23 protein-coding genes and 2 pseudogenes are annotated in these 19898 nt (G+C 47.5%); all 25 read right to left on the bottom strand.

The window, feature by feature from the left end; all coding sequences use genetic code 11:
• Positions 1-23: 23 nt before the first annotated feature.
• The 25 genes and pseudogenes from KWG61_RS06760 to KWG61_RS06635 all read right to left on the bottom strand — a co-directional run bounded on the left by KWG61_RS06760 (position 24) and on the right by KWG61_RS06635 (position 19699).
• Complete coding sequence (locus tag KWG61_RS06760; protein ID WP_230266672.1) at positions 24-356, bottom strand: hypothetical protein; 333 nt, start codon at positions 354-356, stop codon at positions 24-26.
• 464 nt (positions 357-820) lie between these two features.
• Positions 821-3467: pseudogene (locus KWG61_RS06755) on the bottom strand (terminase TerL endonuclease subunit).
• Complete coding sequence (locus tag KWG61_RS06745) at positions 3452-3799, bottom strand: hypothetical protein (protein ID WP_242745325.1); 348 nt, start codon at positions 3797-3799, stop codon at positions 3452-3454. Before KWG61_RS06745 ends, KWG61_RS06755 begins: the two are co-directional and overlap by 16 nt.
• 114 nt (positions 3800-3913) lie before the next feature.
• The gene (locus KWG61_RS06740; protein WP_230266669.1) at positions 3914-4132 is read right to left on the bottom strand and encodes a hypothetical protein; all 219 of its coding nucleotides are present in this window, start codon (positions 4130-4132) and stop codon (positions 3914-3916) included.
• A 31-nt stretch (positions 4133-4163) separates the two neighbouring features.
• Positions 4164-4580 (bottom strand): gamma-glutamylcyclotransferase family protein, encoded by a 417-nt coding sequence (locus KWG61_RS06735; protein ID WP_242745324.1) that lies wholly within the window; start codon positions 4578-4580, stop codon positions 4164-4166.
• Positions 4581-4590: 10 nt separating this feature from the next.
• A complete protein-coding gene (locus KWG61_RS06730; RefSeq protein ID WP_230266667.1) occupies positions 4591-5517 on the bottom strand; it encodes an amidoligase family protein in 927 nt (308 codons plus the stop codon).
• A gap of 96 nt (positions 5518-5613) precedes the next feature.
• Positions 5614-5859 carry a DNA methyltransferase gene (locus KWG61_RS06725; RefSeq protein ID WP_242745590.1) on the bottom strand — a complete coding sequence of 82 codons (246 nt, stop codon included), beginning with the start codon at positions 5857-5859 and terminating at the stop codon, positions 5614-5616.
• 11 nt (positions 5860-5870) lie between these two features.
• On the bottom strand, positions 5871-6800 hold the full coding sequence (locus KWG61_RS06720) for a ParB N-terminal domain-containing protein (protein WP_242745589.1): 930 nt from the start codon (positions 6798-6800) through the stop codon (positions 5871-5873).
• Between the two features lie 73 nt (positions 6801-6873).
• Positions 6874-7305 carry a P27 family phage terminase small subunit gene (locus tag KWG61_RS06715; protein ID WP_242745323.1) on the bottom strand — a complete coding sequence of 144 codons (432 nt, stop codon included), beginning with the start codon at positions 7303-7305 and terminating at the stop codon, positions 6874-6876.
• Between the two features lie 458 nt (positions 7306-7763).
• Positions 7764-8117 (bottom strand): HNH endonuclease, encoded by a 354-nt coding sequence (locus KWG61_RS06710; protein WP_230266665.1) that lies wholly within the window; start codon positions 8115-8117, stop codon positions 7764-7766.
• Positions 8101-8403, bottom strand: a complete 303-nt coding sequence (locus tag KWG61_RS06705) for a hypothetical protein (protein WP_230266664.1) — start codon at positions 8401-8403, stop codon at positions 8101-8103. Before KWG61_RS06705 ends, KWG61_RS06710 begins: the two co-directional genes overlap by 17 nt.
• Before the next feature lie 69 nt (positions 8404-8472).
• A complete protein-coding gene (locus tag KWG61_RS06700; RefSeq protein WP_230266663.1) occupies positions 8473-8688 on the bottom strand; it encodes a DUF3310 domain-containing protein in 216 nt (71 codons plus the stop codon).
• Positions 8689-8811: 123 nt separating this feature from the next.
• Positions 8812-9285, bottom strand: a complete 474-nt coding sequence (locus KWG61_RS06695) for a hypothetical protein (protein ID WP_230266662.1) — start codon at positions 9283-9285, stop codon at positions 8812-8814.
• A 15-nt stretch (positions 9286-9300) separates the two neighbouring features.
• A pseudogene (locus KWG61_RS06690) lies at positions 9301-10634 on the bottom strand (SNF2-related protein).
• The gene (locus tag KWG61_RS06685; RefSeq protein WP_230228015.1) at positions 10615-10911 is read right to left on the bottom strand and encodes a VRR-NUC domain-containing protein; all 297 of its coding nucleotides are present in this window, start codon (positions 10909-10911) and stop codon (positions 10615-10617) included. Before KWG61_RS06685 ends, KWG61_RS06690 begins: the two are co-directional and overlap by 20 nt.
• A 275-nt stretch (positions 10912-11186) precedes the next feature.
• Entirely contained in the window at positions 11187-12380 is a 1194-nt protein-coding gene (locus KWG61_RS06680) for a phage/plasmid primase, P4 family (protein WP_256460845.1), read from the bottom strand.
• Positions 12381-12412: 32 nt separating this feature from the next.
• Positions 12413-13552 carry a hypothetical protein gene (locus KWG61_RS06675; RefSeq protein WP_242745320.1) on the bottom strand — a complete coding sequence of 380 codons (1140 nt, stop codon included), beginning with the start codon at positions 13550-13552 and terminating at the stop codon, positions 12413-12415.
• 168 nt (positions 13553-13720) lie between these two features.
• Positions 13721-14032 carry a hypothetical protein gene (locus KWG61_RS06670; RefSeq protein WP_242745319.1) on the bottom strand — a complete coding sequence of 104 codons (312 nt, stop codon included), beginning with the start codon at positions 14030-14032 and terminating at the stop codon, positions 13721-13723.
• Positions 14025-14768: a phage antirepressor KilAC domain-containing protein gene (locus tag KWG61_RS06665; RefSeq protein ID WP_230266658.1), complete on the bottom strand. Its 744-nt coding sequence runs from the start codon at positions 14766-14768 to the stop codon at positions 14025-14027. Before KWG61_RS06665 ends, KWG61_RS06670 begins: the two co-directional genes overlap by 8 nt.
• The gene (locus KWG61_RS06660; RefSeq protein WP_242745318.1) at positions 14765-15100 is read right to left on the bottom strand and encodes a hypothetical protein; all 336 of its coding nucleotides are present in this window, start codon (positions 15098-15100) and stop codon (positions 14765-14767) included. The genes KWG61_RS06665 and KWG61_RS06660 overlap by 4 nt, the downstream gene beginning before the upstream one ends.
• Positions 15101-15149: 49 nt before the next feature.
• Positions 15150-15590, bottom strand: a complete 441-nt coding sequence (locus KWG61_RS06655) for a hypothetical protein (protein ID WP_242745317.1) — start codon at positions 15588-15590, stop codon at positions 15150-15152.
• Positions 15591-15938: 348 nt separating this feature from the next.
• Positions 15939-16340 carry a hypothetical protein gene (locus KWG61_RS06650; protein WP_242745316.1) on the bottom strand — a complete coding sequence of 134 codons (402 nt, stop codon included), beginning with the start codon at positions 16338-16340 and terminating at the stop codon, positions 15939-15941.
• A 38-nt stretch (positions 16341-16378) separates the two neighbouring features.
• Complete coding sequence (locus KWG61_RS06645; protein WP_242745315.1) at positions 16379-17875, bottom strand: ImmA/IrrE family metallo-endopeptidase; 1497 nt, start codon at positions 17873-17875, stop codon at positions 16379-16381.
• A 415-nt stretch (positions 17876-18290) separates the two neighbouring features.
• Positions 18291-18647 carry a hypothetical protein gene (locus tag KWG61_RS06640; protein ID WP_242745314.1) on the bottom strand — a complete coding sequence of 119 codons (357 nt, stop codon included), beginning with the start codon at positions 18645-18647 and terminating at the stop codon, positions 18291-18293.
• A 371-nt stretch (positions 18648-19018) separates the two neighbouring features.
• The gene (locus tag KWG61_RS06635; RefSeq protein ID WP_242745313.1) at positions 19019-19699 is read right to left on the bottom strand and encodes a hypothetical protein; all 681 of its coding nucleotides are present in this window, start codon (positions 19697-19699) and stop codon (positions 19019-19021) included.
• Positions 19700-19898: the final 199 nt, after the last annotated feature.

Below are 19898 nucleotides of genomic sequence, written 5' to 3'. Positions count from 1 at the left end.
GGAAACAATAGTCCAGAGTTTATTTAGTGGAAACGGTGAGGATGGTTCAGAGCTCTGATTCCCAAAGACAGCGTAGCCAGAATTCCTTGTTTCCTTTCCTCGATGACTTCATCCTGATCTGACCACTGCTCGAATTCTTCACTCAAACCTTGAAGCTCAATTTCGTTTAGGTACTGTTCAGCACGTTCTTGTTCAATGGCTCCGCAGGACATCAAGTAAGAGACGGCAGCATCCTCTGGATAGCCGAGTTTGCAAAGATTGTCGATAATGAAGCTTCTGCGGGTATCGAGATACTCGGCATAATCCGACACAACCAGCAGGCTCGAAAGAGCGTTCATGAATAATTCTTGATTCATGAGGACGAGTCTACAGATTAGTAGTGACAAAGTCGTGACTTTTTCGTTGTTTAGAAAAAGTTTAGAATCCAAGGAGGTTGGATTTATTTCATGATCGGATGAAATCCAACTTTTCAGTGGCGCTTTTGGTTCTTTCTTACTTTGGACGGTAAGAAGATGCTCCAAACAAACAGGAGAATTGTCAAAATGAATAAAGCAAGACTAACCCAGGCTGAACTGTCATCTACAATTAATTGTTGATATAAATAAATGAACTCATTCGGACCAGCAGGACCTCTCCCGATCGCAAAAAGAAGAACCAGACAGGAGCAATAATGGCGAGCACCGCTCCCAAAAGCGGAACCAGCTTCATCTTCCTGACTCTGAAGCACCTGGCGAGGTCGTACACAAAGATAAGCAAAAAGAACGCATAGTAGAAAATCCAAATCCATCTTCCATTTTCGAGGTTGATCATAGAATTTACCTTAAAACACCAGCAGACCTCGACTGTCATACACACTCTCGGTGCTGATGTTTCCACAGCGAATAGCACGGTCCAACCCCATGACAGTGGCAATCACACCGTCGATCTTCTCTGTGGACTTCTCCTTATCTGCTTTAATATTACCCGCAGGGTCAGTACGAATAAAGATGTTATCCATCATCCAGCGAAGAACTGGATGTCCGCCATGGGCTATCTTCTTTTCCAGCACTAGCTTCATCAGCTCCTTGGTTGGCGGAGACATATCCTTGAAGCCCTGGCCAAAGGGCACGACGGTGAAGCCCATGCCTTCGAGGTTCTGAACCATCTGAACAGCACCCCAGCGGTCAAAAGCAATCTCCTTGATGTTGAACTTTTCACCAAGCCGCTCGATGAACTTCTCGATGAATCCGTAATGAATAACATTTCCTTCGGTAGTTTCCAGGTAGCCCTGCTTCTTCCATATATCATAGGGAACATGATCCCGCTTTACACGCAAATCCAGGCTGTCTTCTGGAATCCAGAAGTACGGCAGGATCTGATATGGTTCATCCTCCTCAATAGGAGGGAAGACCAGAACAAAGGCGGTGATATCGGTGGTACTGGAAAGGTCCAAGCCTCCATAACAAACACGGCCTTCGAGCTCTTCCGGGATAACGGGGAAAGCGCAAAGGTCCCATTTGTCCATTGGCATCCAGCGGATGGATTGTTTGACCCACTGGCAAAGTCTTAGCTGCCGGAACGCATTCTCTTCAGCAGGATTCTGCTTAGCGGATTCACAAGCGTCCTGGACTTTTTCAATTGGAACGGTAATCCCCAAGGAGGGATTAACTTTTTCCACACCTTGGGATCGGTCCAATCATCATCCGGATCAGCTCCATAGATGACTGGATAGAAGGTCGGATCGACCTTTCTGCCTTCCAGAATGTCCTTAGCTTTCTGGTGGACCTCATAGCAGATCGAGTTGGTATCTGTTCCTGCAGTGGTGATCTGAAAGAAGAGGGGCTGCATCCTGGCATCCCCGGAACCTTTGGTCATAACGTCGTGTAGTTTTCGATTTGGTTGGGAATGTAGCTCATCGAAGATAACTCCGTGAATGTTGAAGCCGTGCTTCGAGTAGGCTTCAGCGGAAAGAACCTGATAGAAGCTATTCGTGGGCAGATACACCAGCCGTTTCTGAGAAGCGAGGATTTTGCAGCGCTTGTTCAAAGCCGGACACATCCGGACCATGTCAGCAGCAACATCAAAAACAATGGATGCCTGCTGACGATCCGAAGCGCAGCCGTACACTTCAGCTCGCTGCTCTCCATCTCCGCAGGTGAGGAGCAATGCAATGGCCGCTGCAAGCTCTGAGTTGTGCGTTGGAAGACAGCTTTTGCCAATCAAGTATTGATGGGACGGGCTATCCACCTGGATGCATTGCATTCCTCGGTTCTCGATTTTCTCAATCGAGTCGATATATCGAAAATGGGATCTGGTCGTTGGATTTCTGGGAATCCGATTCTTTAGTTTTCTGGATAGACCAGCAACTTTCACATCGTCAAAGCAGGTGAATTTGATCATATAGCAGGTTTCACCGGTAGCAACTCTGCCACATTCCTGGCTTGGCATATCCCTATTAGCCGGTTGCGTAGATGGAGTTGAGGTGATCGCATTTTTGATTCCCAGCGTCCACAGGAGTTCACTAACTGTTTCCGCTAACCTCTTTTCTGTGGAGTAGTAAACTCCTTGTCCTTTTACTCCTGAGATACATCCATCAGAGTCCATCAATCCCTGCAAAAGGCGGAGCCGTTGTTCTTTAGAGGCACGAAGATATTCAATCGGAATCACTTTGTCATGGAATGACTTGAGCAGGACTGGCTTCAGCTCGTTGATTTTGAAAATTAGTGAGTCGCCAACATTCAACCAGGCGTTGTTGACTACAGTGTTCTGCTGGACATTAAAAGGACTTCCGGAACATCGGAAGTCTTTACAGTAATTTCTGGCTTGGTGGCATGTCCGTTACCAAGCCAATACCCCATCAGGTATGGATCGATCGGCAGCTCCGCTTCAGGGGCTTCCAGCGCTCCATTGACAGCAATCCGAAAATTGTAGGATTTGGTTTGGAAATACCTGTACAAGTCACCGGTTGTCATCATTATCGGTTTTTGATGCTTCTCTCCAATCCACTGATGGTTCTCACCAGCTTCGATGACCTCTCCATCTTTGAACACAATACGATAGGCCTGCTCGTCAAAATCGACCTGACTCTTGGCCACTACGTGACACGGAGATCCGGTTTCATCGAATACGGTATCGCCAACCTTGATCTCCCCATCGTGGTAAAGCCTTTTGGAGTAGGAATTAATGTATTTAACGCAACTTGTTTGCCCATCTTTTTCCTATCTCAATATAGGCTGTATTGAACTGACGATAACCGTTCTTTTTTTGATTCCAAACAGATCCCTCACGATCTGTTCCTGCCAGTCGATCAGCTCAAAGGGTTTACCAGCCCAGGTTCCTTTGGTGTGGCACAGGCACTGGATAAAGTTAACCGCATAGTCGGCTGCTTCCTTATCGTAATAAGATGTGCGAGCCTTGAACTTTGTAGGTTTGTATTTTTCAGCTTTCGCATTGCCATAAGGAAACCTCCAATCTAAAAAGGCCCGCAGGCCTTTGGGTATTGCTTTCTAGTAGGTCGCTTTCGCGTAGCGTTTGAACTCGGCCTGAACCATGTCGTCCATTTTCTTTCCAGGCGGCGTTCGATTTCTTTCTTGCTCAGCTTTGCTTTGTAGGGGCTGATGCCTTCTTCGAAGTATCTGATGTAGTCGCTCCAGAGTTTTTCGTGGGCTTCGGTGAATTCCCAGTCTGCCCAAACCATCTCGTTGAGGTCGTCCTGGTATTTTCCAACGTTCTCGTTGTATCCGTAATGTTTCTCCTGGTTGGCCAGCCATCTTGCATGCGCCTCCATGAATACCTGATGTTTTGCTTCTTTGTTTGTCATTGTTCTGTCCTCCGTTTTGGTACTGTATATATCACTCTAACGAAGATACATAGCAAGCAAATCAGCGATAAATAAAGCAGAATCAGAGCTTTTTCTTTCTCTGATTCTACCGGTTTACTTCTTGTTTTTGCGTGCCTGATGGCTGTAGAAATCGATGGTACAAAGGATGTGTTCTTGCTCCAGCCGGTCAATTCCAAGAGCGTCCAGAGCCTCTCTGGTCCCACACAAGGGGCAGATTTCCGTTTTGTTGTCCTGCCTGGAAATAGCAGGCGGTTCTTTGTACTTTCGTCCGCACCGTGGACAGATCTGGGTTGTTGCAGGGATGTCTTTCATTTCGTTCTCCTTGAAGCCCTCAAGGCTTCTTCTAAAAGGCCGAGTCAAATCCGAAGCCCCGGTAGCCTTCAAGACAGACCAGAAGGTAGCGCCTGGAGGGAAGACCCAGTTTTGCACTGGTGGGCATTGCGTAGAAGAAGACCTTCATACGTTTGGTGGTTCCACCTTCCAGACACACGTTCAACGTCTGTTCGTACTTCTGGTAAAAGTCCGGGCAGCCTTCGTAGATATCAAGCATTTGCTCATCGGCTTTGCTCACCTTCCAGATCCCAAGTGGGACCCGGCTGCCTTTCTTTGGTTCGATCGTCAGGTAGGAACCGGTCTTGCTTCCTTTGAAGAGAAGCTGCCAGTCTTCAAGCCAGGCAGTACCCAGGAGCTTGGCTCCTGGGCATCTGTGGCTCATCTGACCGATGTTGAGGTTGCTGCCGTAGGCTGCGTAGTTTTTCATGTTGTCCTCCTTAAGCCATCCGGAAGGCTGCGTTTCCGCTCAGTCTCTTCGTCAGGGTTTCGCGTGCGGTTTTGAATTCTTCTCCAATGAAGCCCAGGCGAAGGAGCCAGGTTCTCATCGCGTACTTGGGGTTTTCGTTCTGCTGTGGCCTTGGGGAAGCGCTCTTGGCATCTTTGGCCATTTGGCTCAGTGCCAGGCAAAACTGGATGTAGCTCTTGAGCTGTCCTGCGTGAAGGCCGCCCTTGCGATCTTCGGTTGGGTTGTCAAATTGGAAAAGTCTGAACTCGATGGTTCCCTTGGTGAAGGTGGCGTGGAGGTTAAGCATGTGGTATCTCGATTCGTTGTAGTGGGCGTTTCTGGAACCCCAGGTTCCTGCGTACCAAAGGTCTGCAAGCTGGCTCATGGTGGCTGGCTTTTTGTCGTTGAGCTTTTCGAGGAAGTCTTGGTCAACCATCCGGCAATAGCGTCTAACGCGTGCGTTGTCGAGGTTCAAGGCTTCTTTGATCAGGGCTTCATGGCTTGCCATGATGTTGACCAGATTCCGCAGGGCTTTTGCGTTGTGGCCGTCGGCTCCGATGTGGATGTGAACTCCGCATCCGTGTTCCGGGTTGGAAATGGCTCCGCGTTTGCGAAGGGCTCTGACCAGCTCCTGCAGGGTTTCGATGTCTTCGTAGTGAAGAATCGGGGTAACCATCTCGGTCTGCTTGCTGAAGGTGTCCTGGATGCTGACGTCCTTCATGATCTGCCAGGTTCTGCCCTGGTTGTCTTCGCAGGTGTAGCGGTCGTATCCGCCACCCTGGTGTTCGATGGTGTCTTCGGTGTTGAAGTACTTTGCGATGACCTTGATGGCTGCCTTGCGAGTAATGCCTGCCATTTCGATCTCGACCCCAATCGTCTGTTTCTTCATGTTTTCGATCTGTTTCGCTGTGTTCTTCATGCTTGTTCTCCCTTGCCCTCCGGGCACTGTATATATCACTCTAAAGGAGATACATAGCAAGCTATAATTAGGAAAAAGACCGATAGATAAAGCACTTTATTCCGACTCTTCCGAAGCAGGAACAACAGCGGAGTACGGGAGCTTTTTACCATCACGAATGACAAACACATCCTGGTTAGAACCCGTGTACTCGATGTATCGCTTGACGGCTACATCGACAAACTTCGGTTCCAGCTCGATGCCGTAGCAGATGCGATTGATCTGTTCGCAGGCCATCAGGGTGGAAGCAGAACCCAGGAAGCAATCCAGCACCAGTCCGTTGGTCGCAGTGGACTGCTCAATCAGATAAGCAATCAGCGGGATTGGCTTGGAAGATGGATGGCCGTGTCCGTCTTTTTGGAATCCTTAATTCCGTCGAATTCAAACACAGCCGTCTGCTTCTGGTCGCCATACCATTTGTGCTTTCCATCTTTTCGCCAGCCGAAGATGATGGGCTCCATGTTGAATTTCCAGTCGGTTCGCATGAAGGGAGCCCGAGGTTTCTTCCAGACGAGACCTGCTCCGACTTTGAAACCAGCATCTTCGAATGCGTCATAGAAAATTCTGGATTTCATCGTCGCGTAGAACTCGTAAATGGAAGCATCAATAGCCATGGCGTTTTTGAGATTGGTGAAGACCTTCATCAGGAATTCGTAGGCTTCCTTGTCGTTGAGGTTGTCGTTTTTGATCTTTCCGGACGTGCTGTTCAGATCGACGAAATAGGGAGCATCGGTGCACACCAGATTGACCTTGGTGTCCTGGAGCAGTCGTTCAAAGACCGTTGGGTCCGTTGAATCCCCACAGATGACTCGGTGTTTTCCGATGGTCCAGATATCTCCGGGCAAAGAAAAAGCAGGCTTCTCCAATTCAGCCTGCACATCAAAGTTATCGTCTTTTGCATCACTGTCGCTGCCCATCAGATCATCCAGCTCCGCAGGGTCAAAGCCGGTCAGAGATACATCAAAGTCCGAGGCCTGCAGATCGGTGATCAGCAGGGCCAGCTTGTCCTTGTCCCAATCACCATTTACCTTGTTGAGAGCAATATTGAAGGCTTTCTCCTTCTCCTCGTCGAAGTCGACGATCACTACTTCGGCTTCTTCTACACCCTGGGCCTTCAAAATTTTAAATCTCTGATGTCCTCCACAGATTCTACCGGTTCTTTTGTTCCAGATGATGGGATCGACATAACCAAACTCATCGATGGAGCGTTTGAGTTTTTCATATTCTGGATCACCAGGCTGCAGATCTTTTCGCGGGTTATAGTCAGCAGGGATAAGCTCCTGCAGTTTTTCGTTTCGATAATCAAGAGAGGACCTCCTATCCTTTTTTCCGGAGCAACAGCTCCATCACGTTATCCTGCGGTGTGTTTCCGCTCCAGGACTCGGTGCAGTTTTCCTTTACCACCTGGAAGATCTGATACCAGATCTGGTTGGCCTGCTTCATGTAGTTCTGGCTCATCGCCACATAGGGAGACTGCATTGGATTTCCACTTGTAGGGTGTTTAGCCAGAAATCCGTAGTCAGAAATAGCGGTCTCGCACTGAATATATCGAGCAACGGACATTGCGTACTGCTCGATCAGATTTTGAGAGACCAGCTTTTCGCACCCTCTGGCAGCCAGCCACTTCCATGTATCCTCAAACACATCGGCTGCGGACAGGTCAATGCCGCATTTCTGATTGGCTTTCAGGTATTCCTTGACCGGAGGACAATCCGTCCCAATCAGGTCTACCGGTTCTGGTAAGATCAAAGAAATGGCCTCTCCAGCATCCATTTTTTCAATTGCGGACTTCTTTTTCGACCTGCTCCAGGTCTTGCTCCGCCTCGTCTAGTACCGTCTTTTGCCATTTCGGACCTCCTTTCAAAGCTCCTTAAACTGTTTTGGTGAATATGAAGAGGTACGTCGACATATCTGGGAAATGCTGAATAGACTTCAAATCCCATCCCTTTTTGCATATTTGTTAACAAAACTCTCCATTTCAGTAAGTGATGAGACAAGATTGCCTGACCTCATGATTTCAAATTTGTATTGCTTCATTTCTCACCCTCCTTTTGGATTAAAAATTTTTTCTTTCGATTTTTGCTTCGGCCTATTTACCCGTTTGAAATCGAATTTTCGTGCGTTAAAGGCCGCCCTCGTTATTTGTCAAGCAGCAGGCTTGAGATTTAGACCGCCCCTGGGCAAAAATGGTGAAAATCATACATTTTTTACCTCCAATGTCCTTTTTCTTTTGCATGAATCCTGGAGTGGCAGCTTTTGCATAAGCTCATAAGGTTACTTTCGTCATGGGTTCCACCCTGTGAGAGCGGAACAATGTGATGAACCTGCTCCATGGGCACGGCTTTGCCATCAGCCAGACACATCTCACAGAGCGGATGCTTCGCTTTGTATTTCTTACGAGCAACCTGCCAGGCTTTTCCATAACGGGATCTTGTTCCGGGATCACGTCTGTACTTTTCGTAGCGTCTGTTGGCTGCTTTGGTGTGTTCAGGGCAATAGGCTTTGTCGGTGAGGTTGGGACAGCCTGGCCAGCCGCATGGGTGTTTAGGCTTCAAGGGCATCGGCAAACTCCCAATGAAGACCACACGAACGGGAGATGATTCCAAGGCAGCAACGCTTGATCCCGTTAGGATTACCGCCATACTCTCTGGCCGCTTCGTAGTGGTCTTTGAAGATCTCTCCGGACTCCACGCACCTCACGGGTGTGGGCTCCTGAGATCGCTCTCTCATGAGATCATTAGCGATCTCATAGGCAAGCTCGCCATCATCCACACGGCAGCGAACCTTCCCGCTGGGATAGAGAACCTCGTACTTGTCATCACGTTTTCTTACTCTGTAGCCAGGCATAGACTTCACCTCCAAAAGAAAACCCGCCACAAGACGGGAGGGACTTTCGCTCAAAAATGGGCGAAAGTTTTATGTAGACTGCACATCGCGCAGGGATTTCAGTTCAAAGTATTTCTGAAGATACATGAGAGCTTTGGACAGGTCATCATCACCGGCTTTGTGTTTGCAGCGATACAGATACTTAAAGGCATTCAGTTTGCAGAAGATTCGTACTTCATCAATTCCATAGAGCTCGACCATCTTATCGAAGCAATCCCAGCCGTTGTAATGTTCCTGTCCATTCATACAAGCCCCCATGAAAAAGGCCACAACCTATTCGCTGTGACCTCTCTTTACTTTTCTTGTGAGTCTACCATATCACAAAGACGCTCGTCCCGCTTGTCCCTTTTGTCCCACTTGTTCCTTTTTTCAAGCAGCGACCAAAAACTCCTGAAGGCCCTTTGCTTTGAAGGCATTTTCAGCGATAAAGGGCTGTTTTGGGAGGACTAAGCTGTCGATTCCTTGCATCATCTTTCGGCTGATGGTCGTTTTCCCGTAGCCGAAGTGGTAGCCGATTTCTCTCAAAGTCATGTTTTTGAGGTAGCGATCGGCCAAAATCTCCGAGCATTCTGAGTTCTGTTGGTCCAGAATGGTTTCCAATTCTTGCTCAAAGTGCTGGTAGATTTCCATGATGGTCTTCCGGTTGGCTCTTAAGGTTTCCAGCTCAATGATTCTCTTGGCATGAGCAGCATCACCGGATGGACCACCGTTCGAATAGTGCGGTTCAAAACCTGGAGAAGAAATGCTGTGCAGGGCTTGCTCCTTGCGTTCAATTTTCAAATCGAGCAGCCAGATGGATTTCTTGATCCGATCCAGCTGGTCAAGGTATGTCTTGTTATCCATTCAGCGACTCCTTTTCTAGAATTGTGCCTTCACGGCTTCAATCAGCCTCGCCTGGCTGACGTCTTTGTATTTCAATGCTTTCATGATCTCTTCGTCGATTGTTCCAGCTGTGATGAGGTGATAGATCCGGACCGTCTCTTTCTGTCCTTGCCGATACAGTCTTGCGTTGGTCTGCTGGTACAACTCCAGAGACCAGGTCAAGGAGAACCAAATCATCGTGCTTCCTCCACTTTGCAAGTTCAGTCCATGCCCTGCAGCAGCAGGATGGATGGCGGCAATCACTATCTTTCCGGCATTCCAGTCCTGAATATCCTTGTCGGTGTTCAGCACTCGAACCGGAAATCTCGACTGGATTCTTTCCAGATCGTGTTTGAACCAGTAGGCAATGAGAACCGGCTTTCCAGCAGCGGCTTCAATCAGATCCTCCAACGCATCCAGCTTCCGCGAGTGAATGTGGATGCTTTCGCCTGATTCGGAGTAGATTGCTCCGGATGCCATCTGAGAAAGCTTTCCGGTAAGAACCGCAGCATTGGCAGCGGTAATTTCCTGGTCCATGAAGGGCAAAACCAGATCCCGTTTCATCTGCTGGTACAGATCCTGCTCCGGAGTAGAGAGCAGAACTCTTTGTTCGATCATGACAAGATCGGGCATTTTCAAATGATCCACAGAGTTCATGGAGATGGCAATATCCGAGATCTTTTCATACACTTGCTCGGCTGCTCCTGGAAGCGGCAGGTAGTTGTAGACGATGTATCCGTTTCGACGACCAGGCATCATGTATTGGTTTCGAAACTGGCCGATGAACCTGCCCAGCCGTTTACCCATATCCAGCAGCTTGAACTCAGCCCACAGATCCTCTAAACCGTTGGGAGAAGGCGTTCCTGTTAGCCCAATGATCCGTTTGACCATGGGTCTTTTGGCCATCAGGGCTTGATAGCGCTTGGCTTTGTGGTTTTTGAAGCTGGAGAGTTCATCAATTACGACCGTGTCGAAATCCCAGCCAGGAAGCGAACACAGCCAGGGAACGTTCTCCCGGTTGATGATGTAGATGTCTGCTGGTTTGGCCAGCGCCTGAAGTCTTTCCTGGGAGTGCCTGAAATCAGAGAGTATTCCAGGGACTTCAAGTGGTCCCACTTATCCAGCTCCTCTGGCCAGGTGTTTCTGGCTACTCGAAGTGGAGCGATAATCAGGATCTTGTGGACCAGAAAGCTATCGAAGAGCAGATCCAGTAAGGCGGTCAGTGTGATGACTGTTTTACCAAGTCCCATGGAAATGATCAACGCACACACGGGATGATTCTCAACAAAATCGACAGCGTAGTTTTGGTACTCATGAGGGATGAACTGCATGATGCTTCACCTCCTCAAGGATGTATGGAATCTGCTTTGGGTCGTCCAACACATACACAGAAAACCCCAGCTTTCGGAGTTTTTGATGGATGACCTTTTGCAGCGGTCTGGGCTTTTGGCCTGGAGCTTTGACTTCAACAAACAAAGCGACTCCACAAGGCAACAGAACCAGTCTGTCGGGAAGCCCAGAAACGGTTGGAGAGGCTAGCTTCAAAGCCCAGCCACCACAATCAGCTGCGGCTTTGGTCAGTTTGGCCTCGATTTCTTTTTCACGCATAGCGGCTCCTTTCGTTCATCACAAACACATGGGGCTGCCTTTCTTGAGCATGACGCATGTCGTATGTCGGCTTTTTCATACTCCTCTATTTATATTTTTCTTTTTCTATATACCCTATACCTATATTTATTTTTTATTTCTCTTTCTCTTTTCTTTAAAAAAGGTGTCACTAGTGTCACTAATAATAAGAAAGAGGGATAGGTAAAGGAGAAATAAGCATGTCGGAGAAAAGCTTTGCCGTACATGAAGCCGACATAATTGTGTTTATGCTGTCACTAGAAAGGCAAATCAGGATCGTCTAGGAAGGAAAAATCCTCTTCTTGAGACGAACATGTGTTGGTGGATTCTGCCGTATTGTTTGCAGGAGACTCTTCAGAGCTTTCAGGCGAAAACTCAGAATTCGTATCATCTGATCCGGTAACACGTGATCGATATTCGTGGATCGCTTCATCCGTGAGCCGGATACAGTTGAAAAATCGTCCGGTGTTTTTGCGTTGGACTAAAGCCGGATAAGGTTTGTTGAGCTCAGAAGAGAGCTGCTTTCGAAACTCGGAAGAAGACTTGGCTCTTCGTCCATTGTCCTGGCACCAACGAGCGTAGATGTCATAGACCTTACCCGATGTACACCAAGGTTCCATGCAGCTGGTATCATCTGTGATCTCCAAACACTCCGCCATGAAGGCAAGAATACTGTTGTTGTCCTGCCTAAACTCCTGACGCAGCCCGATGCTGGTGGACGGCTCGGTGTAGCGATACTCATTTTCAACCACTTCTTTAGCTGCCAGCACCGCTTTAAAAATGACCCCTTGTCGTTCCGCTAGCATCTTGTCGATGAGCTCAACATCCTGCTTCTCTTTAGGAATAACGTTGTTACATTCCAGAGGCAAAATCCGGTCATATACCCACGAGCCATCATCACCACCAAATCGAGGGAGCCTGTTTCCGCAATACCAGAGCACACCTTTGTAGACAAACTCAAATGCGGCTTCTCCCTTGAACTCTGCTGGCAGCGAATCTCCACCCGTAGCTTTCTTGAAGATGTTGAGCTCTGGAACTCTGCTAAACCGCATATCGGCAGACCCACAGATCCGCTTTCCATACATCTGGGAAGTACCGAACCGCTTCTCAAGATCGTCCAACTCCATGGAGGTGCAATAGTACGAACCAATGGTCATCTCGACGAATTTGCGAATCTGGGATTTTCCAGTATCACCAGGACCAATCATGAATAGCGCCTTTTTCATCCGGTAACCGTGTATGTTGGAGATTGCAACACCCATGAACTGCATAACGAGTTTCTGGCTTTGAGAATCGCCTGGAAACAGGTCATCCATGTACTTGTCAAACACCGGAGTATCTTCTGGTTCTCCAGTCCACCGGCATGGAATTTGAATGGTGGAGTAGACGTCCGGACTGTGTTCGAAAAGCTCCAATGTCGGCAGATACAACAAGCCATTCTCAAAGTTGATGTAATCCTCGTTTCCGTCCAGCTGTTCGTGGGTTACATAATCCTTTGCATCATGATCAAGCGCAAAGCCTCGTTGATGACGTGGCTGTTGACGAACATCGGGTCATATTCTTCGATCAGCCCTTTAAGCAAAGAGCGGAACATATCGTCGGAATAGCAAAAGTAGCGACCTTTTTCGTATACGTACTTTTGGGCGGTTTCTTTTCCGGAGTTCTTAACCTGGATGAAGTGATAACGCTCCTTGAGGCACTCTACCAGCTTGACGGGAGAGACCTTCGGACGCTTCTTGTCGTCCAGGACGATAAAGTCCGGCATTCCCTTATGGGGATCATAGAAATTGCCGTTCTGACCTTCTACAGCACCTGTGATGGTGCTGATTCGATAGTCGTCCCGCTCCCACTTTTGCCTGTACAGGGCAGAGTTGCGAAATGCGGTATCAATCAGACTGGGGCAGTTGCCAATCCGAAATGCAAGCATGCTGCATAGAGCTAAATCAGCCTCAGAATGGCTTCCGTAGTCGCTGATATCTCCCTGGTCGTACAGTTTTGCAAACTTGTCACTATTTTTGAATCTTCGGCAATCACAGATGATGTCGAATAACTCCTCATCATCTCCATCAATTTCCGGGACCATTTTTCGCTGCAGCTTCTTGCGCAGCATTTCATGCCGATACGTTACCAACACAGCTTGTGTCGATTCGCGCAGCGGGTATTCGTTGATGGCATCTCCTGTAAAGCAACAGAATCGCTTGGTGAGTCCGCCAACATACAGCTCCAGCTTCTTGTCGGGATGCTTGACGTAAAAGCGAGAGGACAGCTTTCCGTTTTCTGATGGAATCTGCGAGGGATCGCATTTGCCATAGATGTGATAGCCGTTTCCGCTCTGGGACTTTTCTGCATAGCTTTTGAAGCGAGTCATGAGCCTTTTTGTCAGGGAATCGTCAAGAGAGCGATTGTCGATGTCCAGGAAGAAATATCCAGCAGGCAAAACGAAGGCAACGCCTGCATAGTTTCGTTTCTCTTTAGCTTTCATGGCTTCTTCATAGGTCACATAAGTCGAGCCATGTTTATCTGGATCAGCGCTGGTAGCCTCGCCATAAGCGCCAATTGGAGTTTTCTTGCCGTTCTTGAGGGTCCAACAAATCCAGATATTTTGCTTTTTCAAATCTTCCAATTTGCTTACTCCTTTCATCTGTCTAGGCGACAAGACATGACGGATAAATCCGTATAAAATCGACCCATCCGCCAGACCTATAAATATATGGAAAGGCCCAAACGGACCTTTCCGGTTTTTTGTATTAGTTCAGTGGGATAAGACCAATGTCCTGAAGCATTCCGTGGATCAAAAGCTGACCAGCAATATTCCAGACAACGTCTTGATAGTGATGTCCGTTGGCAAAAGCTGATAGCCGCCACTAGACTGCCAGGACGTACAGATCCATTGCTGAATTAGGTGAGCTTCCAGAAACTGATTAAGCAATGTGCCGGTAAAGCCATAGACTTCTGCGATTTCAGAAGTAGATCTGCCGTGGTCTGACAATTTCAGCTGCTCGAAGCTTTGCCCATCTGGAAGGACGGCTCTTATATGGTTGAGAGCGTGATCCGGGAAAAGCACCAGGAAAAATCCTGGCTCTTTATAATCGTGATCATTCATCGTCTTGGTCCCGCTCGACTTTTGGCAGGATTCCGAGCTTACTTTTGAGCAGCTCGTAGATGAATAAGCGCCCTTTCTGAGTCCAGTAGGTGTGAATGCCGGTGTGTCCGCCATTCTCCCAGGTGTGACTTTTTGTATATCCTTTGTCCGCGTACTGCTGGTAGAGCAGCCATGTTCCGGACTGTTTGAACTGGACTCCGAGTTCGTGCAGAAGACCATTGAGATGTTGGCCGGAGAAACCGTAGTCCTTAGCAATCTTCGAGATGGGCAGCGGATCTTTCGAGCGGAGCACCAGATCGTGATAGGTCGCTTTGGGCTGCAGCTCGGAGATCACCTGGTCTTTGATGGAGCAGTCGAGCAACAGCGCAGAGCATTTCTGCTCCAGCTTGGCAACGGTCTGCTTGGAGAAAGCAAGGGCTCTGGCCATCACGGTTTCCGGATCGTTCCAGGCTTTTTCGACTTCGATCAGATATTTACGGATGACCCGTCCGCCTTCGGTACGCTGGAGCATGCAGAGTTCTTTAGCCATGTCGATGGTCAGGTCATGATCGACTGTGGGACGGCCACCGGAACTTTTTCTCATTTTTGAGAAAAAGTCCTTTCCGTCTTCGAAGCCGTATTCACACGCTCTGGAGAACCAGTCGGCATATTTCGACTTAACGCCCAGTGCCTGATGGAGCGCGCGACCCTCGATGTAGGGTTCGTTTTCGGTGTTGTAGCGGATCAATTCGTTCATGCTGCCTCCTTGTTTTCTTTGACGACGGGAAGAAACCCATCCTTCATGAAGTCCAGCAGAAGTTTGATTCGACCTGCTGGTGTGATTCTCAGCTGACCTTTTCGGTCAACGACGCACAGACCCTGTGCAAGGTGTGTTGGATTGACGAACCCGTGATAAGTCCAATCCATGGCATCGAGCATTTCTTCCATCACAAACGGTGATTGATCGTAGTCTTTGGCGATCTGGATAATTCCGACTGGTGCGGGATTCTCAGTGATACGATGGAGCAGAGAGAAGATTGCTTCTTCGTCTTCGGCTTTTAAGAAAAGGTCGATGCTGGCTTTCAGCATTTCCTGGCTGATTGCTTCCAAGTTTTTCATTTGGATACCTCCTCACTGGTTAGCCACGAGAATGGGGACTGCGTGACAGCTTTTTCATTTTTGTTCGAACACGCTCCAGTCTTTTTCTGACTGTTGTAGCTTTGAGATCGTGCATCGCGGCATACTCTTGAGTGGTGCAGACACGATCGTAGGCGACGGAGAGGAACAGGTCTTTCTCGTATTCGTCCAAGACCTGGTCAATCCAGGCGTGGATGTCTTCTTCGAGGATCTTGTTGGAGACCGTCTCTTCGAGCGATGGAGCATTGGCGGCTACCTGGTCCCACAGATAAAGTGTTGCTTCGTCGGTTCCGTTATAACGGCCATCAAGATGGCGGGTTTCACGGTGCCAGATGTTGTATTCCGGCTTGTTGATGTTTTCTTCGAACCACTCCTGGTCATAGGGGCATTCTTCTGGGTTTACTGGGATTTCGATGTAGTTGTCTTCATATCTGATGAGCACTTTTCCGACTCGGTCCCACCGACCGGAAAACAAAAACCTGCAGACTGAGTCCGCAGGCATACAGAAAAAGACGTAGTAAAGATGACGGACTCGGCATTCGGTTTAATGAATCCAGTCCGGTGGCCACCGTGTAGGATTTTGACTTTCTAGAGGCATTGGCTGCCTCGCATAGTCAGAATACGTGGGTGACGGAAATGGTGAAAGGCACTTCAAGTGCCCAATGATTGTGGTGAAGCAACGTACAACTAATGCTTTAAATAAAGTACGAGCACAAAAAAGCCTCCGAACAATGGTTGGTTTCCGCGTTCTGGAGGTTTTTACAGGGGTTGATTTGGTTACTTGAAATACCTAATCCAACGGATTTCCTAGAGGTTTTATATCGCACCAGGCTAGATATGCGTTGGCGACTTCGAGTGAATCATATGTATAGTTCTGCAATATCTCATCGTAGCAAGATTGCGTTTCAGAATTATTGAGGTGTTTTCCACCGGCTTCCAAAAGAGCAAGTGAAAGCTTGTATGGCAATTTCATACCAAAACAAAGGCAGATGAGCGTCTCGAGTTTTGGCTCCTCGGTTTTGCTAGAAAGGATATTTTTGAACGCACTTTCGCTTATATGACCCTGATAGGCTATGGCTTCAGTAGTATATCCAGACCACTTTTTTAGAGTTTTGGTATCGGCGCTCAACTCTTGAACAAGTGTCCGCAGTGTATTGCGAATATCGTCACTTTGTTTCTTGATCCACTGCATTGCTTCCTGGTTGGTTGGGTTTGTCAGAATGATCTGTTTCACCTTTTAAAAGTATCAACAGGAACAGCACGATTCGGGTTTTGGATGGATGAATTGTCTCCATAAGAATTTCGAGATTTGTTTTCGTTAAAAACAAGGCAGAATTCATCCATATGCATTCGGGCATACTCAGATAAATTTGATGGACTGACCGGCGAACATAAATTTGGTTTCACTAGGCACACGTGACCGTCAATATGCTTAATGATGTTGAGATCGTGGGCTTCTTTCATTGTAGGATTCTCTTCTAGCCACTGTTCAAACTCTTCTAAAGAAATGTCATAGGTTTGACCAAATCGCAGTTCCCAATCACGAAGAAGGTATGGATCGCAATAGGAAGATAAGCCAACAGACTTTTTGTTTGGACACCGATAAAAGCCGTCTAAGTTTTTTGCCCCTTCTTCTTTGAGGCGGATCGCAAAAAGCTGAGGAGATACGTTATATTTTTTTGCCAATGATCGGATTACAGAGTCTGCCGCATCTAGTTGAAAACACCCGGGATCTGATTGAATCACCTTTTCAAATTCAGCATGGGCTAACTCCAGTAAGTTATCACTGGATGGAACCAGCACGAGTGGGGAAATCTTATTGGATTGCCACTCGCGAATTTGACAGTAATCACCGTGTTCATAGCCTTGCATTGTGCTTTTTCGACAAGTTATGCTCGGCAGCTCATGTCCTAATAGTCTCTGCAAATAGAATGATGCTCGATGCAAATACCAGTGCAAGCACTCATGAACTAATGTGTTGTTGTGCCGATTGCTAGAGTGGCCCGTATAAACCACCACAGTTCCAGGAGTAGCGTTTTCCTGTGAGCAAGTATCGGTCCACATATTGTAATCGGTGTATGTTCCATCACTGAAGAAGATTTGTCCGTCAATTTCATGACGGCACAGGGTACTGATCAGTTTAACGGTCAGCCTCATATTTTCCGCCAACTTCATGAGGTCGATTTCTTTGCCACGTTCACATTCAGGGTTGGAATAATAGCAGTCCTCCAGGAATCTACATGCGACAGCGTTAAGGTCGTGAGATGTAATTTGGGGGAGAAGTTTGTCTGAGTAGAACAGGCCATTTTCCGGAAGTCTTGCTTTGAAGTATTCAAAAGGATCTTCAGAAATGATCAGTGAAGAATCGCAGATTTGAAACCAGGTGAGATCGTCTTTGATATCCGCCTCGAGCTTAAGATAGGCTCCAGTGTGTTGGTCAGCAGCGTAGACATCCCAGTCGGCATTTCCATCATTATCCATTGTCACTTCATAACAAGCGAAATGAACATCGACCAGGAGATGTGCGATAATTTTCGACATTGAAGAAAATTCTAGCTCGCATTCAAGCAGAGTGAAATCAGACTTAATGACTGGTTGTTTGCACCAATTATTCTTGAACTCACAAATCTGATTAAACAAATCTGTCAAATCTTCAGAAATCCGCTCCTCGATTTTTCCTTTATATACTTTCAACAGATAAGCTTTGAAGTCATCCATGGTTTTCACATTAACACCCTCTTTCTCTTTAATTCTTGAACGAGAAACAAAATGCAGATAGGACCCTATCTGCAAATTATACGTAATTCGGTTGTTCTGGAGCTTTTATCCCTGTTCGAAAATTATATACGGTTTAGGGTCAAAATAACAGAAATACTGTATTTTTCCACAAAACCCCACCGTATCAGGAGAGAGGCTTTTAGAAAGTTCTTAAATGTTGGAGGATAACCAAAAGTGCTTTACCTATCGCTGAATTGAAGGGGCTTGAGATAAGGTAGAAACCCCGAGAGATACCATCTGTGGAGGTCAGAAAAGCTCCCTTTCAAGAAGAACACGTTTGTTTATTTCACGTGTCTGCTCGCCGGGGAGCTTATCATTTTTGGAAACGGTTCTTTTCCCAGAGATCAATGGAATTACTCGCACATCAGCTTATTGGCGATCTGCGATTTGAAACGGGAGAAAACCAGATCCTCGTCGCTGACTTTCTCTTTCCAAGAATGTCGGTTAAACGTTCTTTGGGATCATCAAAGACGATGCTGGCCTGGAGGAGATTCCCTTCCGTCTTCAAATCGATTTTGTCTTCTGGTATTCCATATGCCTGAGCCATATCCGACTTCATGGACTCGCCATACTGATCCAGCAGATCCTGTCCTTCCACACCGGCGGATCCAAGATCATAGATCACAACGTATTCCATCGAGTTCACCATTTCATCTTTGAAAGGAGCTTTTATAATAACCTTCACGATCGGGTTTTCCTGTGAAACGGTGCAGGTCAGCACCTCCGCTTTGACCTCACTTCCTGCTGGCTTCGAACTGCTGCATCCTGCCAGCAGTGTGCCCGCTATGAGTAAAGCGGATGCGACAGCGCGGCCATTCTTTCTCTTTCTCATTTAAAATACCTCTCTTCGCGTTTTCTTATCCTGTCGGATCGCATGCGATCCAGCAGGCATTTTCTTTCCTGAAGGGTAAATTATCCAGGTTGAATCCAGTATACCCTATGGCACGTTTTGACATTTTCAGGGGGAAGCACTCAATCCTTATGGAACACCTGTATCTGGCTCGATTTTCAAAAAGGATCGAAATATGATTTTGCTTTTTTGAAAGTATTCTTCTTTCCCCTTAAAGTTCATCCGTTTCTGTACAGCTTTATTCAGCTTTCCTCATCTTGAGCGCGCAAAATCCGGGCGGAAAAGATGTCTTCGAAATGGAGCTCGTTCTTTCGCACAATATTAAGCGCACCAGAAACTTTCCCCTTTGTTCTTCTGCTCTGCTGAGGGTTCGGCTTTGTGTGAGAGGGGCGGGCGTCCACAAAAACCGTTTCTTCCCCAACAGGAAGAAACGGTTTTGCATACAGCGGAAGCTTTGAACTATTCACAGGTGAACTGTGCTTCGAGCTGTGCTTTGGCTGTGGAAAAACGAGATCGCTGTCTTTGACTTCCTCTTCTCCAAGAACACTGCTGAAGAATTTCTTAGGATCCTTAAGCGATACTGTGACACTGAGCTTTGATCCGTCCGCGGTAACGTTCAGATCCTCTTCGTCGATTCCCAGCTCTTGGGCTACCTGGCTTTTAATCATACTGCCATACAGGTCTATCAGCTGTTCACCGTCAACCCCCGCAGACGAGAGGTCCATAGTAATGGCGATGTCCATGCTGCTGATCTGTGCGTTTTCGGAGGGCGCGTTCAGAACAACCTGAATGGTCTGACCTTCCTGTTCTGCGGTGCACGTGGTCATAACCGCTTTTGCGCCGTCGGAACCGCCGGAACCGCTGCATCCTGCCAGCAGCATACCTGCTGCAAGAAGACCCGCAGCAAAACGTTTTTTAAACATACGATTCTCCTTCTGTCTCTCTTTTCCTTTTGAGCTTTCCGGTCAAGCAGCCAGAAGCCGCAAAGGGACGCACACCTTCAGAACTGCGAATTTCCAGTGCCCCACGGAAACAGAAAGATCTGCCCGATTTGAAAACTCTCTGAAAGCGCCGCCTCAATATGGGTATTGTATCGAATGACGATCGATTTTCGAAACAAAC

Source organism: Allobaculum sp. Allo2, assembly GCF_022701175.1.
GTDB classification, from domain to species: Bacteria; Bacillota_I; Bacilli_A; order Erysipelotrichales; family Erysipelotrichaceae; genus Allobaculum; species Allobaculum fili.
The sequence above is the reverse complement of the archived record's forward strand: the minus strand, read 5'-3'. Positions and strand labels throughout refer to the sequence as shown.